This is a genomic window from Kitasatospora sp. NPDC089913 (genome assembly GCF_044748625.1).
Lineage (GTDB): Bacteria > Actinomycetota > Actinomycetes > Streptomycetales > Streptomycetaceae > Kitasatospora.
This window is the reverse complement of sequence record NZ_JBIVGI010000029.1, coordinates 59278-73848: the sequence shown is the minus strand read 5'-3', so window position 1 is coordinate 73848 and position 14571 is coordinate 59278. Positions and strand designations below refer to the sequence as shown.

General features: G+C 75.0%; 12 protein-coding genes and 2 tRNA genes. 8 read left to right on the top strand and 6 right to left on the bottom strand.

Features of this window, described 5'->3' with window-relative positions:
- Positions 1 to 178: 178 nt before the first annotated feature.
- From ACIPYS_RS32765 to ACIPYS_RS32755, 3 genes are all read left to right on the top strand, one after another.
- Positions 179 to 586: a hypothetical protein gene (locus ACIPYS_RS32765; protein WP_400753057.1), complete on the top strand. Its 408-nt coding sequence runs from the start codon at positions 179 to 181 to the stop codon at positions 584 to 586.
- A gap of 213 nt (positions 587 to 799) precedes the next feature.
- Positions 800 to 1327, top strand: a complete 528-nt coding sequence (locus tag ACIPYS_RS32760) for a bifunctional DNA primase/polymerase (RefSeq protein ID WP_231977775.1) — start codon at positions 800 to 802, stop codon at positions 1325 to 1327.
- Between the two features lie 184 nt (positions 1328 to 1511).
- Positions 1512 to 1585: transfer RNA gene (locus ACIPYS_RS32755), tRNA-Lys, on the top strand.
- A 167-nt stretch (positions 1586 to 1752) separates the two neighbouring features.
- Here the strand turns inward: ACIPYS_RS32755 and pgi are convergent.
- Both pgi and ACIPYS_RS32745 read right to left on the bottom strand, forming a co-directional pair.
- Positions 1753 to 3414, bottom strand: a complete 1662-nt coding sequence (gene pgi, locus ACIPYS_RS32750) for a glucose-6-phosphate isomerase (RefSeq protein ID WP_093862013.1) — start codon at positions 3412 to 3414, stop codon at positions 1753 to 1755.
- A gap of 368 nt (positions 3415 to 3782) precedes the next feature.
- A complete protein-coding gene (locus ACIPYS_RS32745) occupies positions 3783 to 5366 on the bottom strand; it encodes a Na+/H+ antiporter (protein WP_400753052.1) in 1584 nt (527 codons plus the stop codon).
- A 211-nt stretch (positions 5367 to 5577) separates the two neighbouring features.
- Here ACIPYS_RS32745 and ACIPYS_RS32740 point away from each other — a divergent pair, with 211 nt between their 5' ends.
- Positions 5578 to 6486, top strand: coding sequence for an NADP-dependent oxidoreductase (locus tag ACIPYS_RS32740; protein ID WP_400753049.1), 909 nt, complete (start codon positions 5578 to 5580; stop codon positions 6484 to 6486).
- Positions 6487 to 6646: 160 nt separating this feature from the next.
- Positions 6647 to 6720: transfer RNA gene (locus tag ACIPYS_RS32735), tRNA-Lys, on the top strand.
- A gap of 94 nt (positions 6721 to 6814) precedes the next feature.
- Here the strand turns inward: ACIPYS_RS32735 and hemC are convergent.
- On the bottom strand, positions 6815 to 7750 hold the full coding sequence (hemC, locus tag ACIPYS_RS32730; protein ID WP_093862011.1) for a hydroxymethylbilane synthase: 936 nt from the start codon (positions 7748 to 7750) through the stop codon (positions 6815 to 6817).
- A 42-nt stretch (positions 7751 to 7792) separates the two neighbouring features.
- Entirely contained in the window at positions 7793 to 8581 is a 789-nt protein-coding gene (locus ACIPYS_RS32725; protein WP_400753045.1) for a DUF2306 domain-containing protein, read from the bottom strand.
- A gap of 238 nt (positions 8582 to 8819) precedes the next feature.
- Between ACIPYS_RS32725 and ACIPYS_RS32720 the strand changes: the two genes are divergently transcribed.
- Both ACIPYS_RS32720 and ACIPYS_RS32715 read left to right on the top strand, forming a co-directional pair.
- Positions 8820 to 10214, top strand: a complete 1395-nt coding sequence (locus ACIPYS_RS32720) for a histidine kinase (protein ID WP_400753042.1) — start codon at positions 8820 to 8822, stop codon at positions 10212 to 10214.
- A complete protein-coding gene (locus ACIPYS_RS32715; RefSeq protein WP_400753039.1) occupies positions 10211 to 10939 on the top strand; it encodes a response regulator in 729 nt (242 codons plus the stop codon). The genes ACIPYS_RS32720 and ACIPYS_RS32715 overlap by 4 nt, the downstream gene beginning before the upstream one ends.
- A gap of 42 nt (positions 10940 to 10981) precedes the next feature.
- Here ACIPYS_RS32715 and ACIPYS_RS32710 read toward each other — a convergent pair whose 3' ends face one another.
- A complete protein-coding gene (locus ACIPYS_RS32710; protein WP_400753036.1) occupies positions 10982 to 12229 on the bottom strand; it encodes an MFS transporter in 1248 nt (415 codons plus the stop codon).
- A 65-nt stretch (positions 12230 to 12294) separates the two neighbouring features.
- Between ACIPYS_RS32710 and ACIPYS_RS32705 the strand changes: the two genes are divergently transcribed.
- Positions 12295 to 12657, top strand: a complete 363-nt coding sequence (locus tag ACIPYS_RS32705) for a MerR family transcriptional regulator (protein ID WP_400753033.1) — start codon at positions 12295 to 12297, stop codon at positions 12655 to 12657.
- Between the two features lie 104 nt (positions 12658 to 12761).
- Here the strand turns inward: ACIPYS_RS32705 and ACIPYS_RS32700 are convergent, their stop codons facing one another.
- Positions 12762 to 14447 carry a chitinase gene (locus tag ACIPYS_RS32700; protein WP_093862006.1) on the bottom strand — a complete coding sequence of 562 codons (1686 nt, stop codon included), beginning with the start codon at positions 14445 to 14447 and terminating at the stop codon, positions 12762 to 12764.
- Between the last annotated feature and the right edge of the window lie 124 nt (positions 14448 to 14571).

The following is a 14571-nucleotide window of genomic DNA, read 5'->3' as shown; positions in this document are numbered from 1 at the left end:
CGACGGCGGCCGCACGGTGGACGCACGCCCCCGGCGCGTCCGACGGGAATAGCGCCCGGACGCGCACCGTTCCGTTACCGGCCGCCGGCGCGAGACAATGGACGACGGCCACGACCGGGCGGCGCCCGTCCCGAGCAGCCGTCGCCCGCCCCCATCGAGCACCCGGAGGTGTCCGTCCATGCCCGACTCCCAGGCGCAGGCGTCCGACCCGAGCGGCCCCGCCGCGGCGGCCGGTCCCGGTGCGGGCGCCGGTGCGGCGCCCGGCCGGCGGCAGCGTCCGGTGCAGCTGCTGTTCGAGCCGCAGGCCGACGAACCGGAGCCGGAACGGTTCTTCGACCTGGAGTCGATCGACGACCCGGCCGAACTGCTGCGCCGCTCCACCGAGCTGGCCCTGGCCTTCCGGGCCGCCGCCGAGCGGGCGACCGACTTCCAGGCGGTCGCGGCCGCGCAGCTGGCGGATCCGCGCCGCTTCGACGCGCTGCCCGAGGCCGAGATCGCGTCCCGGGCCGACTGGACCCCGGACTACGCGGCCAAGATGATCGAGTACGGCCGCCGCCTGCTCCGGCCCAGGCGGCACGAGGACTGACCCGACCCGGGCGACCACGAGGACCGACCCGGCCCGGGAGGCCACGCGGGCACCCGGTCCCGGCGGCCGTCCGCTCCCGCACCGCCGCAGTCGGCGTCCGACGCCCCTGGCATATGCCGGAGGAAGCGGAAGGGTACGCCCGTGCCCGCCCCGCTGTCCGGCGAACCGGAGTTTCCCTCCCGGCCACGGACCGGACACCCCAGGCTGCTGTCCGTGGACATCTGGACCTATCAGTCGGTGGAGTACGTGACCGTGGCCGGGGAGGCCTGGCTCGCCTCCGCCAGCGAGTACCCCCGCAGCATGCGCGCCCTCTGGGAGTCCCGGCCGTGGGCGCCCTCGGTACTGCCCTGCGGCCGGGCCTTCGACGTGATCAGCATGCCGTCGCTGTTCGGCCGCCGGGTGCTGGACGAGCTGTGGGCGTCCGGTCCCGGCTGCGGGCCGGTGGCGGTCTTCCGGGGGCGGACCCTGCTGTTCGTGCAGCCCGGCGCGGCCCCCCGGCTGCGCCGCCTGCTGGCCTGGGAGGAGTGGGCCCGGGACGTGCCGCCGCTGCTCTGCCACGGCAAGGGCGACACCGTGACCGTGCCGCCGGTGCAGCGGATGCTGAACAGCCCGGACTCGCCCGGTCTGGGGGCCGGGCGGTGGATCGTCGCCCCGGAGAGCCGGGAACCCTGGCTGCCGGGCGCCTCCGTCGTCCTCTGGGCCTGCGTCCGGGCGGCCCGCGAGCCGGTCGGCGCGGTCTGACCGTCGACGCCGGCCCGGACCCCGGGAGAACGGCCCGGAACACAACGGCCCGGACCACGCGACCCGGAACGCAACGCCCCGGAACACGCGACCCGGAACACGGCCCGCAACGGCCGCCCGGGAGGTGCGGGTATTCGATTTTGGCCGGACCGCGCCCCGCTGCTAGAGTCCTCTCTGTCAGCAGGCGCCGCTAGCTCAGTTGGTTAGAGCAGCTGACTCTTAATCAGCGGGTCCGGGGTTCGAGTCCCTGGCGGCGCACAGACAGCCGAAGGCCCCCTCGCAGCAGCGAGGGGGCCTTCGGCGTTCCCGTGCACTCCTCGGACATCGCCGGACGGCGACCGGGCCGCCCCTCCCGGGCCGCCCCTCCCGGGCCGCCGCCCGCCGGAGCGGACGACGGCCCGGGAGATCCGGCCGCGGGAGTCGGCTCAGCGGCCGCGCAGCTCCCGGTAGCGGGCCACCAGCGCGGCGGTGGAGCTGTCCAGCCGCTCCGCACCCTCACCGGTCAGCAGCACCGGCTCGATCCGCTTGGCGAGCACCTTCCCCAGCTCGACGCCCCACTGGTCGAAGGAGTCGATGTTCCAGATCGCGCCCTGCACGAACACCTTGTGCTCGTAGAGGGCGACCAGCTGGCCGAGCACCGAAGGGGTCAGCGCGCGGGCCAGCACCGTGGTGGTCGGGTGGTTGCCCCGGAAGGTCTTGTGCGGGACCAGCTCGGCCGGCACGCCCTCGGCGGCGACCTCCTCCGGTGTCTTCCCGAAGGCCAGCGCCTGGGTCTGGGCGAAGAAGTTGGCGAGCAGCAGGTCGTGCTGGGCGACCAGGCCCGGCAGCAGGTCGGCGACCGGCTCGGCGAAGCCGATGAAGTCCGCCGGGATCACCTTGGTGCCCTGGTGCAGCAGCTGGTAGTAGGCGTGCTGGCCGTTGGTGCCGGGGGTGCCCCAGACCACCGGGCCGGTCTGCCAGCTCACCGGCTTGCCGTCGCGGTCCACCGACTTGCCGTTGGACTCCATGTCGAGCTGCTGGAGGTAGGCGGTGAACTTCGACAGGTAGTGCGAGTACGGCAGCACCGCGTGCGCCTGGGCGTCGAAGAAGGCGCCGTACCAGACCCCGAGCAGACCGAGCAGCAGCGGGACGTTCTCCTCCGGCGGGGCGGTGCGGAAGTGCTCGTCGACCAGGTGGAAGCCGTCGAGCATCTCCCGGAACGCGTCCGGGCCGATGGCGATCATCAGCGAGAGGCCGATCGCCGAGTCGTAGGAGTAGCGGCCGCCGACCCAGTCCCAGAACTCGAACATGTTGGCGGTGTCGATGCCGAAGTCCGCGACGCCCTCGGCGTTGGTGGAGAGCGCGACGAAGTGCTTGGCGACCGCTTCGGTTCCGGCGCCCAGCTCGGCGAGCAGCCAGTTCCTGGCCGAGACCGCGTTGGTGATGGTCTCGATGGTGGTGAAGGTCTTGGACGCGACGACGAACAGCGTCTCGGCGGCGTCCAGGTCGCGGACGGCCTCGTGCAGGTCGGCGCCGTCGACGTTGGAGACGAAGCGGACGTCGAGGTCGCGCCGGCTGAAGGAGCGCAGCACCTCGTGGGCCATCGCCGGGCCGAGGTCGGAGCCGCCGATGCCGATGTTGACGACGGCGCGGATCCGCTTCCCGGTGTGGCCGCGCCACTCGCCGCCGCGGACCTGCTCGGCGAAGGCGGCCATCTTGTCCAGCACCGCGTGCACGGCGGGGACGACGTTCTCGCCGTCGACCTCGATCACGGCGTCGCGCGGGGCGCGCAGCGCGGTGTGCAGGACGGCGCGGTCCTCGGTGGTGTTGATCCGGTCGCCGCGGAACATCGCGTCCCGCAGGGCGGCGACACCGGTGGCCGAGGCGAGTTCGCGCAGCAGCGCCAGCGTCTCGTCGGTGACGAGCTGCTTGGCGTAGTCGACGTGCAGGTCGCCGACCTGGAGGGTGTAGCGGCGGCCACGCTCCGGGTCGGCGGCGAACAGCTCGCGCAGGTGCGTGTCGCCGAACTCCTCCCGGTGCTTGGCGAGGGCGGCCCACTCCGGGGTGCGGTCCAGCGGGGTACGGGCGTCGGCGCGGGTCTCCGACATCGGTGGCTCCTCGTTTCCTCGGGTGCGGATACCGGCAGGACCGGGCGGGAGGGTTGTCGCGCGGCCGTGCGAGTCCTGGGGGGTGCGCCGACTCCGTTGACGGCCTTGCCCGGGATCAGCCTATGCAACGCCGGGGGCCCCGGCGCACATTCCGTTCGTCGGCGTCCGGTCGGGGTTCCCGCTGTTCGGGCGGGCTTCGCGGGGTGTCCGTCCGGCCGTCACGGTCCGTCCGTCCGACCCGCCGTGGGGTCGCCCGGACGGACGGCTCGTGAGGACGCCCGGACGGACGGCTCGTGAGGCCACGCGGACGGACGGGCCGTGAAGACGCGCGGACAGATCCGCCGCGGGCCTCCCGTACGGACGGGTCGTCACTTCCGTTCGGACCGCAGGTCGAGGCCGCGCAGCACCCGGTCGACGAGTTCCGGGTCGGCGCCGGGCTCGGCGCGGGCGACCAGCATCTCGCGCCGGGAGGCGGCGATCATCTCCTGTTCGACGCTGTGCGCCGCGCGCCACTGGGCGAGCCGCAGCTTGGCCTCGCTGGCCTCCTCCTCGGCGTAGTTCTCGGGGCAGAGCCGGGCCAGCCGGTCGTGCTGACGGTCCCGCAGGCGGTCGGCGACCTCGGCGGGCAGCTTGTCGGCCTCCTCCAGTTCGCCGAGCCGGCGCAGTCCGGCCTTGGCCGCCCGCCACCACAGCAGCCGGACCTCCTGCTCGTGCCGGTCGTGGTCGATGTCGAGGTGCAGCCGTTTGGCCATCCAGGGCAGGGTGAGGCCCTGGACCAGCAGGGTGAAGAGCACCACGCTGAAGGCGATGAAGACCAGTCGGCCGCGTTCCGGGAAGGGCTCGCCGGTGTCGACGGTGAGCGGGATCGCGAGGGCCAGCGCGACGGTGGCGACCCCGCGCATCCCGGACCACCAGAGCACCACGCTCTCCTGCCAGCTGATCGGGGTGTCCTCCTCGGAGTCGGCCCGCAGCCGCCGGGAGAGCCAGCCGGCCGGGAGCAGCCAGAGCAGCCGGACCACCACCACGACGGCGATCACCACGGCGGCGTCGCCGAGCATGCCGGTCCAGCCGGATCCGGCCTCCTTGAGCACGGTGGCGAGTTCGAGGCCGATCAGGCCGAAGGCGAAGCCGGTGATGAGGATCTCGACGATCTCCCAGAAGGCGTTGCCGACCAGCCGGTAGGCGACGGCGTCGGCGTCGGCGGCCCGTTCGGCGAGGTAGAGGCCGCAGACGACGACGGCGAGCACGCCGGAGCCGTGAATCTCCTCGGCCAGGCTGTAGGCGGCGAAGGGCACCAGCAGGTTCAGCGCGACCTGCTGGGTGGGGTCCTCCAGGTAGGAGGCGAGCTTGGTGTTGGCCCAGCCGAGGGCGACACCGATGACGATCGCGAGCACGGCCGAGAGCACGAAGCGCAGCACGGCGTCCCCGCCGGAGAAGTCGCCGCCGACCACGGCGTCGATGGCGAGCGAGTAGACGACGATCGCGGTGACGTCGTTGAACAGGCCCTCGCTCTCCAGGATGGCGACCAGCCGGCGGGGCAGTCCGACGCTGCCGGCCACCGCGACGGCGGCGACCGGGTCGGGCGGGGAGACCAGGGCGCCGACCGCGATCGCGGCGGCGATCGGCAGGCCGGGCAGCAGCCAGTGCACGGTGCCGGCGACGACCACGGTGGTGACCACGACCAGGGCGACGGCGAGCAGCAGGATGGAGCGGATGTTGGCCTTGAAGTAGCGGACCGAGGAGCGCCGGGCGACGGCGAAGATCAGCGGCGGCAGGACCAGCGGCAGGATCAGCTCGGGTTCGATCGCGATGTCCGGGATCTGCGGGATCAGCGCCATGGCGATGCCGAGCAGGGTCATCAGGACCGGCTGCGGCACCCCGGTCCGGCGGGCCAGCGGCATGGTCACCACGGAGGCGAGCAGCACCAGGAAGAGCAGGGGCAGCTGGCCCACGGGGAGGTCCTCTCGACGGCGGGCGGGTGGTCGGACGCGGATGCGGACGGGGATGCGGGGGTGCGGGCCCGGGTATGGCCCGGGCCGCCGTCGAGGATAAATCTGACAATGATCTCAACTCGGACGACACGCCGGAGAGGGCTTGACCTCAAGCGCGCTTCAGATTCGAGGATCGGACCGCACCCGACAGCCCGTGACAGGAGCGCCCGGCATGAAGGCAGTGACCGTCCCCCGGTTCGGCGGCCCCGAGGAACTGCGGGTGACCGCCGTGCCCGACCCCACCCCCGGCCCGGGCCAGGTCCGGGTCCGGGTCTACGCCGCCGGGGTACAGCCGGTGGACCTCGCGATCCGGGAGGGCCGGGCGCCGTACGGCGTCGACCTCGTCCCCGGGCTGATCCCGGGCAACGAGTTCGCCGGGGTGGTCGACGCGCTCGGCCCGGACGTCGATGCCTGGACGGTCGGTGACGAGGTGCTGGGCTTCCGGATGCTCGGCTGCGCCGCCGAGCTGGTCCTCGCCGACGCGGAGCGGCTGGTGCGCAAGCCGGCCGGGATGCCGTGGGAGCACGCCGGGGCGCTGTCCGCCTCCGGGCAGACCGCGCACGTCGCCCTCGAGGTGCTGAAGGTCGGCGCGGGCGACACCCTGCTCGTCCACGCCGCCGCGGGTGGGGTCGGCACGGTCGCCGTCCAGCTGGCCGCGGCCCGGGGCGCCACCGTGGTCGGCACCGCGAGCGAGCGCAACCACGAGCATCTGCGGGCGCTCGGCGCGATCCCGGTCGGCTACGGCGAGGGGCTGGTCGAGCGGGTCAGGGCGGCGGCGCCGCAGGGGGTGGACGCGGCCTTCGACGCGGCCGGGCGCGGGGCGCTGGAGGCCTCGGTGGAGCTGGTCGGCGACCGGTCCAGGATCGGCACCGTGGTCGACTACCAGGCGGCCGCGCGGCTGGGCGCCGTCGGCATCAGGGGCGAGCGGACGGCGGCGCGGCTGGCCGAGCTGGTCGGACTCTGGGAGACGGGCGGGCTGCGGCTGGAGATCGCCGAGACCTTCCCGCTGGAGCGCGCGGCCGACGCCCACCGGCTGGTGGGCACCGGTCACGTCCGGGGGAAGGTCGTCCTCGTCCCCTGAGGGAGCACCGGGCCGGGGTCGGCCCCCGCGCCCCGGCCGGGCACCGGGCCGCCGCGGGGCCGCGGGCGCCCGGGGCACGACGGTCCGGACCGCGGAGGGGGCGGTCCGGGCCGATTGTGTGTTTCCGCCGCTGACCAGGTAATGTCTTCCGGGTCAGCAGGCGCCGCTAGCTCAGTTGGTTAGAGCAGCTGACTCTTAATCAGCGGGTCCGGGGTTCGAGTCCCTGGCGGCGCACCGACGGTCGAAGGCCCCCTCGCAGCAGCGAGGGGGCCTTCGGCGTTCCGCCCCCGGCCCCCGATCCGATCGGGGGCCGGGCTCCGGGATCCGGTCAGTGCGGGATCGCGGCGATCAGCTCGGAGGCGCCCTGCCGCTTGAGGGCCAGGGCGGTCGCGGTGCCGAGGTCCTCCGGGCTCAGCGAGCCCGCCCACTCGTGGGCGTCCAGGACCTGCTTGCCGTCCGGGGTGAAGACCCGCCCCCGCAGTGAGAGCCGCCCGTCCTCCTCGGCCTTGGCCCAGCCGGCGATCGGCGAGTTGCAGTGCCCCTGGAGCACGTGCAGGAACATCCGCTCGGCGCTCGCCTCGCGCCAGGTCGCGTGGTCGCCGAGGCCGGACACGGCGTCGATGGTGGCGGTGTCGTCGGCGCGGCACTGCAGGGCGAGGATCCCGGCGCCGATCGGCGGGCACATCACCTCGACCGGCAGCACCTCGCTGATCCGCGCCGTCTCGCCGATCCGCTCCAGCCCGGACAGCGCGAGCAGCAGGGCGTCCGCCTCCCCGGCCGCCAGCTTCGCCAGCCGGCTGTTGGCGTTGCCGCGGATCGGCACGTACTCCAGGTGCGGGTGGGAGGCCGAGAGCTGGGCCTGCCGGCGGACCGAGGAGGTGCCGATCCGGGTGCCGGGCGGCAGCTCGTCCAGGGTCAGTCCGCCGGGGTGGACCAGCGCGTCCCGGATGTCGTCGCGGCGCAGGTGGGCCGCGAACACGGTGCCGGCCGGCAGCGGGCGGTCGGCCGGCACGTCCTTGAGGCAGTGGACGGCGAGGTCGGCCTCACCGGCGAGCAGCGCCGCGTCCACCTCCTTGGTGAAGGCGCCCTTGCCGCCGAGCGCGGCCAGGTCGCCCGTCCAGCGGTCGCCGGAGGTGGTCACCGGGACCACCTCGGTGCGCACCCCCGGATGCAGGGCGGCGAGCTCGGCCCTGACCCGCTCGACCTGGGCGAGCGCCATCGGCGAGGAGCGGGAGACGATCCGGATCAACTCTGCGGTGGTCATTGCTGGATGATAGGTCGTCAGCGCGCCGTACCCGGAATCGGGTCACCCGGCCGGCGGTGCCGCCGGAACCCGGCCGGTGCGGGCGGGCGCGGGCAGTGCCGGCAGCCGGGCGATCAGGTGCTCGGCCACCACCAGGTTGATCAGCCAGCAGGTCCAGGCGGCGGTCGCGTACGCCTGCTCGAACGGGACGCCCGCGAGGTCCATCACCGGCAGCCAGACCCGCAGGGTCGCGGCGGCCATGATCAGCGCGAAGGAACGGATCGCCCAGGCGGCGTGCCGGCGGGTGTCGCGCCGCCGGGCGGCCCGCCAGGCCAGGGCCGAGGAGATCAGCAGCAGGAGGGCCAGCCCGGTGAAGCCGATCGGCGCGACCGGGCCGACCAGTCCTCTCGGCGCCATCAGCAGGCCGCCGACACCGGCGGCCAGGACGGCGAGCAGGTAGAGCCGGCCGGTCAGCCGGTGCAGCCCCGGGCGGCGGGTGCGCAGCCGGGGCAGGAACTGCCAGGGGCCCAGCAGGATCGCCACGACGCCGCCGCCCACGTGCAGCACGAGCGAGCCCCGGTGGGCCAGGTAGACGGCGCGCTGCTGGTCGAGGAAGACCTCCGGATCGAGGGTCAGGTAGCGGGCGGTGAACAGGGCGGTGAGGAAGGCGAAGAAGGTGACCGTCCACCAGCCCGCCCGGGCCCGGCCGGGGCGGGCCGCCCGGGGGGCGGCGGCGGAAGCGCCGGTCGTGCTGGGGTGCGGGGCGGTCGTGGTCGCCGTGGGGTGCGGGGCGGTCGTGGTCGCGGTGGAGTGCGGGGCGGCGGTCGGGACGCGGGGATCCGGAACGTTCATGGCCCGGACGCTACGGAGCGGGGCCGGTCGGCCGCGTCCGCCCGCCGGGGTCCGGCGGGCTGCTCCCGACGGACGGTCCGGCACCCCCGGAGGGGGCTGCGGGCCGGGGTTCACCCCCGGTCGGGCGGGGTCCGGAATACCCCACTGGAGCGATGCGCCGGGCGGGCGGCCGCCGCTACCGTACGGCCCGGCGCCCGCACCACCGCGCGGCGGCCACTCCCCCCGAACCGGAGCCGCCATGAGCCCGCCGCCGCACCCCCGGGCGATCCGGACCGCACCGGTCCCCCGGGCCGTCCCGGCCCCTTCCGCCACCGACGTCCCCGGCGCGCCCGGCATGTTCGACGTACCCGGTGCAGCCGCCGTCCCCGGCGTACCCGGCGTACCCGCCGTACCCCGGCCCCGGGCGGCCGGAGCCGCCGCGGCCCGGTTCCTCCGCGCGGTCCGGGCGGTGCCGGCCGGGCACTGGGACCTCGCGCTGGCCGGCGGGTTCCTGCTGCTGATGGCCGTCGAACGGACCGGCTCCGCGGACCGCCTGCACGGCGGCCTGCCGCTGGCACTGGCCCTGAGCACGGCGGTGGCCGCCCCGCTGGCGGTCCGGCGGACCAGGCCGCTGGCCGGCTACCTGGTCGGCGCGGCCGCGCTCTCGCTGGAGGCGCTGTTCGTGCTGCCCGGCACCGTCTCCCCGTACGCGGACCTGGTCGGCCTCTACTCGCTCGGCCTGTACGCGCCCCGGCGGCGGGCCTGGTTCGGGCCGTTCGCCGCCCTGCTCGGCATGGCCGCCTACTTCGCCGACCTCGGGCACGACTACCCGGTCATCCCGGCCGGGGTGCTCTTCCTCTGGCTGCTCGGCTGGGCGGTCGGCTACGGCACCGCGCGGCGGGCCGAGGAACGGGAGGCCGCCCGGTGGCGGCTGCGCCGGGAGGTGGTCGCCGAGGAGCGCGCCCGGCTGGCCCGCGAGCTGCACGACTCCGTCGGCCACACCCTGAACGTGGTGCTGGTCCAGGCCGGGGCCGCCCGCCGGCTGCTCGACCGCGATCCCGAACGCACCCGGGAACTGCTCTCCGGGATGGAGCACACCGGGCGGGACGCGCTCGACGACCTCGACCGGGTGCTCGGCCTGCTGCGGCGCGGCGGCGACGGCGAGTACGGCGACGACGGCGAGGGGGCGGCCCCGCAGCCGGGCCTCGCCGACCTGGAGCGGCTGGCCGGGCGGCTCGGCCAGGCCGGACCGAGGGTGCGGGTGCGGATCGACCCGGCGGCCCGGCGGGTGCCGCGCAGCCTGGACGTGTCGGCCTACCGGATCGTCCAGGAGGCGCTCACCAACACCGTCAAGCACGCCGGTGCCCGGACCGTCGAGGTCACCGTCCGCTGCGCCGGCGGGCGGCTCGCCGTCGAGGTGCGCGACGACGGCCGGGGCGCCCCGGCCGGGTACACGCCCGGCCGGGGGCTGCTGGGCGTGGCCGAGCGGGTGTCGATGCTCGGCGGCCGGGTCGAGCACGGGCCGATCGGCGCCGAGGGCCCGGGCGGACCCGCCGGATCCGACGGTCCCGACGGTCCCGACGGACCGGGCGGACCCGGGGGGCCCGGCGGCCCCGGCGGGTTCCGGCTGCGCGCCGAACTGCCGCTCCCGTGAGCGCCGCCGACGGGCCGGGCGGGCCCTGGGAGCCCGGCGGCCCCAAGGTGCGGGTCGTGGTCGCGGACGACGACGCGCTGCTGCGGGCCGGGGTCTCGCTGGTGCTGGAGACGGACGACCGGATCGAGGTGGTCGGCCAGGCCGCCGACGGGCTGGCCGCCGTCGCCCTCTGCCGGACGCTGCTGCCGGACGTGGTGCTGATGGACGTCCGGATGCCCGGGGTCGACGGGGTGGAGGCGACCCGCCGGATCGTCGCCGCCGGCCTCCCCACCCGGGTGCTGGTGCTGACCACCTTCCACCACGACGACTACGTGTGGGGCGCGCTGCGCGCCGGGGCGGCCGGCTTCCTGCTGAAGCGGGCCTCGGCCGAGCGGCTCGTCGACGCGGTGCACACACTGGCCGCGGGCGAGTCCGTGCTCGACCCGGCGGTCACCCGGGACCTGGTCGCCCAGGTGGTCGGCTCCGGTGGCGGCCGGCCGCCGCCGGAGCCGGAGGACACCCGGCTCGCCCAGCTGACGGCGCGGGAGCGGGAGGTCCTGCGGCTGGCCGCCGAGGGGCGTTCGAACCAGGAGATCGCGGCGCTGCTGGTGCTCGCCGAGTCGACGGTGAAGACCCATATGAAGCGGATCCTGGCGAAGATCGACGCCCGGGACCGCGCGCAGGCGGTGGCCATCTCCTACCGCGGCGGCCTGATGCCGCACCGGGGCCCGGCGGACGGCTTCTAGCGGCTGTCCGGCCGAAGGGCGACAGGGGCCGGGCGGCGCCGGTCAGGCCGCGGGCCCCGGACGGCGGGCCGGGAAGCCGTGGGTGCGGGCGGCGAGCACGATCGCGAGCACAGCCAGCAGCAGGAGCAGCACCGCCCACGGGAGGGAGCCCGCGCCGAGCCGGTCCAGCAGCAGGCCGCCGGCCACACCCCCGCCGGCCATCGCCGCGTTCCACAGGGTGACCAGCATCGTCTGCGCGGCGTCCGCCTGCTCGCCGCCCGCGTCGCCGACGGCGGTCTGCAGCAGGGTGGGCAGACCGCCCCAGCCGAGTCCCCACAGCGCGGCGGCCGCGTACACGGCGAAGGTGCTGCCGGCGGCCGGGCCGAGCACGGCGGCCGCGGCGGCGATCAGCAGCGCGCCGCCGACGGTGAGCGCGCGCAGCCGGCGCTGGATGTGCGCGCCGGTGAACCAGATGCTCAGCAGCGAGGCCGCGCCGAAGGCGAGCAGCACCGCGTCGGTGGCGCCGCCCATGCCGCGCCGGTCGAGGAAGGGCGCGATGTAGGTGTAGAGGACGGTGTGGGCGAGGACGAGGACGACGGTCACGGCGAGCACCGGGCCCACCCCGGGGACGGCGAGGGAGCGCAGCACCGGGGTCCGTTCGCCGCGGGCCCGGCCGGGCGCCTCGGGGACGGCCGCGGCGATCCAGCCGGTCACCCCGACCGCGACCGCGGTCATCAGCAGGAACGGCACCCACCAGCCGAGCGCGTCGCCGAGGAAGGTCCCGGCGGGCACACCCAGCGACAGGGCGACCGGCAGCCCGGCCATCGCGACGGCGATCGCCCGGCCCTGGAGCGCGGGCGGTGCGAGCAGGCGGGCGTACCCGGCGAGCAGGGCCCAGGCGAGACCGGCGGCGACCCCGGCGAGGAAGCGGGCGGCCATGGTGAGCGGGTAGCTGCCGGACAGCGCGGTGACGGTGTTGGCGGCGGCGAAGCCGACCATGGCGGTGAGCAGCAGGCGTCGGCGGCCCCAGCCGGCGGTGGCCGCGGTGAGCGGGACGGCGGTGAGGGCGGTGCCGACGGCGTAGACGGTGACGGCCTGGCCCATGGCGGACTCGCCGACGCCGAGGTCGGCGCTCATCGCGGGCAGCACGCCGGCCGGCAGGGTCTCGGTGAGGGCGGTGACGAAGACGGCGGTGGCGAGGGCCAGCAGGGCGGGCAGGGGCAGCGTCGCCGGGGCCGGGGCGGTGGGTGCGGTGGCGGGCGGGGTGGTGGCTGGGGCGGTCCGGACGGTCGTCCGTGGCGTGGTCGGCATGCCGGTTATGCTCGAACCCTCACATTGATGTGAGGGTCAACGCGACCGGCTGTGAGGTGGGGCACATGCGGATCGGCGAGCTGTCCGAGCGGACCGGGGCGTCCCGGCGGCTGCTGCGGTACTACGAGGAGCAGGGGCTGATCGTGGCCGGGCGCTGCGCCAACGGCTACCGCTCCTACGACGAGCCGACGGTGGACCGGGTGCTGCAGGTCCGGGGGCTGCTGGACGCGGGGCTGCCGACCCGGATCATCAAACAGATCCTGCCCTGTCTCGACAAGCCCCGCACCATCCACTTCGAGCACGCCACCCCGGAGATGATCGCCACCCTGGAGCGGGAGCTGGCCGGGATGAGCGAGCGGATCTCCTGCCTGACCCGCAACCGGGACGCGATCGCGGAGTACCTGGAGGCGGTCCGGGTGGACCGCTGAGCGGCGGGTGCGTCCGACCCACCGCCGCCCAGCGGTCGTTCCGGTGCGGCCCCGGCGGGCCGCGGTCGGTCAGCCGTCAGCTGACGGCCGTTGACTGTCGGCCGTCAGCGGCGGAAGTAGGAGTCGAAGTTCTTCGAGAACTCCCGGCCGCCGAACTGGTCCCAGTTGATGGACCAGGTCATCAGACCGCGCAGGCCGGGCTGGGCGCCCGCCCTGGGTACGTAGCTCCCGCAGTTGGCGAGCTTGGTGAGGCAGTCCAGCGCCTTGTTGACCTCGGCCGGGGCGACGTAGCCGTTGCCCGCGTTGGTGGTGGCCGGCATGCCGATGGCGACCTTGGAGGCGGGCAGCGGCGGGAACACGTTGTTGGTGTTGCCCGCCACCGGGAAGCCCTTGAGCAGCAGGTCGGTCATCGCGACGTGGAAGTCGGCGCCGCCCATCGAGTGGTACTGGTTGTCCAGGCCCATGATGGAGCCGGAGTTGTAGTCCTGGACGTGCAGCAGGGTCAGGTCGTCGCGCAGCGCGTGGATGACCGGCAGGTAGGCGCCGGCCCGCGGGTCCTGGCCGCCCCAGGGGCCGGAACCGTAGTACTGGTAGCCGAGTTGGACGAAGAAGGTCTCCGGCGCCATGGTCAGCACGAAGTTCGGGCCGTACTTGGCCTTGAGCGTGCGGATCGCCGAGATCAGGTTGACGATCACCGGGCTGGTCGGGTTCTTGAAGTCGGTGTCGCCGGTCTGGAGCGACAGCGAGTGGCCCTCGAAGTCGATGTCCAGGCCGTCCAGGCCCCACTTGTCGATGATCGCCGAGACCGAGCTGACGAACGCGTCGCGGGCGGCGGTGGTGGTGAGCTGCACCTGGCCGTTCTGGCCGCCGATCGAGATCAGCACCTTCTTGCCCTTGGCGCGCTTGGCCGCGATGGCGGCCTTGAAGTCGGCGTCGGACTCGACGGTCGGGCACTCGGTGGCCGGGCAGCGGTTGAACCTGATGTCGCCCGAGGTGACGGAGGTCGGCTCGCCGAAGGAGAGGTTGATGAAGTCCCACGAGTCCGGGACGTCGGCCACCCGGGTGTAACCGGCACCGTTGGCGAAGCTCGCGTGCAGGTAGCCGACCAGGGCCTTGGAGCCGGGCGGCGGGGAGGTCGGGGTGCCGGTGGGCGTGACGGTCGGGGTCACCGTGGGGGTGACCGTCGGCGTCACGGTCGGCGTCACCGTGGGGGTGACGGTCGGGGTGACGGTGGGCGTCGCGGTCGGGCTGGGGGCGCCGGGGCCGTCCAGCGAGACGTCGTCCGCGTAGTAGGTGCCCTGGCCGTACCAGCCGTGGGTGTAGACGGTGGCGCTGGTCTGGGTGGCGCCGGTGGTGAAGGCGACACTCAGCTTCTGGTACGCGCCGCCGGTGCCGGGCGTCCAGGTCGAGGTGCCGCCGTCCACGCCGAGGTAGACGTACGAGCCCTTGACGTAGGCGCTGAGCGTGTAGGCGGTGTTCGGCGCGACGGTGACGGTCTGCGCGCAGCGGGCGCTGTCGCCCGCCGAGGCGGCCCCGGCGAGGGCGTAACTCCCGCCGTGGGACTGGCCGGTGACGACGCTGCCGGTGCCACCGGAGCAGCTCCAGGGACCGAGGGCACCGCTCTCGAAGCCGCCGTTGACCAGGAACTCCCCGGCCGAGGCGCTGGGCGCGAGGCCCAGGGTGAGGCCGACCATGGTGGCGGCGGCGACGGCCGAGGCGGTGCCGGCGGCCAGCAGGGCGCGCGGCCGACGGCGGCCGGACGCGGGCAGGGTGACGGTTGATCTGCGCATGTGGGGGACTCCTCGCGGAGGCGCGGGTGTGGGGGTGTCCGGGGCATGCCCGAGCGCGCACCGGTGGTGGGGGAACGGTGCGGCCGGGCAGGAGAGTTGGACTAGACCACTGAAGTGGATCCGG